Origin of the sequence: Streptomyces palmae, from assembly GCF_004684805.1 — a bacterium.
Taxonomy (GTDB): Bacteria; Actinomycetota; Actinomycetes; order Streptomycetales; family Streptomycetaceae; genus Streptomyces; species Streptomyces palmae.
This window is the reverse complement of sequence record NZ_SRID01000695.1, coordinates 1-1,239: the sequence shown is the minus strand read 5'-3', so window position 1 is coordinate 1,239 and position 1,239 is coordinate 1. Positions and strand designations below refer to the sequence as shown.

Annotated in this window: 1 protein-coding gene; it reads left to right on the top strand. The window is 69.7% G+C overall.

The features are described 5' to 3' along the window. The coding region (locus E4099_RS32135) for a condensation domain-containing protein (RefSeq protein WP_245245359.1) at positions 1 to 1,239 on the top strand (1,239 nt) is incomplete at both ends.

Genomic DNA, 1,239 nt, shown 5'->3' with positions numbered 1-1,239 from the left:
CTCCACACCCACATCACCACCCAAGCCACCCAAGGCTTCGACCTCGCCACCCAAACCCCCCTCCGCGTCACCCTCTACCACCTCACCACCGACACACCGGAGCCGGTGGAAGGGGCGACCGGCAGCACCGGTGATGTGCTGACGGGTGAGTTCATCCTGCTGTTCGTGCTCCACCACATCGCGGGTGACGGCTGGTCCATCTCTCCGCTGGCCCGCGACTTCTCCCAGGCCTATGCCGCCCGGGTCAACGGAAGTGCCCCCGCCTGGGCGCCGCTCGCGGTCCAGTACGCCGACTACACCCTCTGGCAGCGCGAGGTGCTCGGCTCGGAGGACGACCCCAACTCGCCGATCAGCGCCCAGCTGGCCCACTGGAAGAACGCCCTCGCCGAGGCGCCGGACGAGATCGCGCTGCCCGCCGACCGTCCGCGTCCCACCACCCCCACCTACCGCGGCGACATCGTCAACTTCACGATCACGCCGGAACTCCACACCCGCCTTGACGACCTGGCCCGCACCACGGGCTCCAGCCTCTTCATGGCCGTCCAGGCCGGACTCACCACGTTGCTGTCCCGCATGGGCGCCGGTGAGGACATCACCCTGGGCACCGCCATCGCCGGACGCACCGACGAGGCCCTGGACCCCCTGATCGGCTTCTTCATCAACACCCTGGTGCTCCGCACCAAGCTGGACGGCAACCCGACCACCGCCGAGCTGATCGATCGCATCCGCGAACAGGACCTCGCCGCCTACGCCAACCAGGACGTCCCCTTCGAGCGCCTGGTGGAGACCCTCAACCCCACCCGCTCCCTGGCCCGGCACCCCCTCTTCCAGGTGATGTTCGTCTTCCAGAACGTCCCGGAAGCCGTCATCGACCTGCCGGGTCTCGAAGCGAGCGTCTACGACGTGCCCGTGGACTCCGCCAAGTTCGACCTCTCCTTCGTCTTCGGCGACGCGGCCCCGGGCACCGGCCTCGCCTGCGCGGTCGAGTACAGCCTGGACCTCTTCGACCGCTCGACGGTCGAGACCCTGGTGCAGCGTCTGATCCAGGTGCTGGAGGCCATGGTCGCCGACCCCCAGGTCCGCGTGAACGCGATCGACGTGCTGGGCGAGGCGGAGCGCGCCCGGGTGCTGGAGGAGTGGAACGACACCTCCCGCGAGGCCCTCGCCCCGCAGACCCTGCCCGCGCTCTTCGAACGGCAGGTCGCGGCCACCCCGGACGCCGTCGCGGTGGTGCACGGG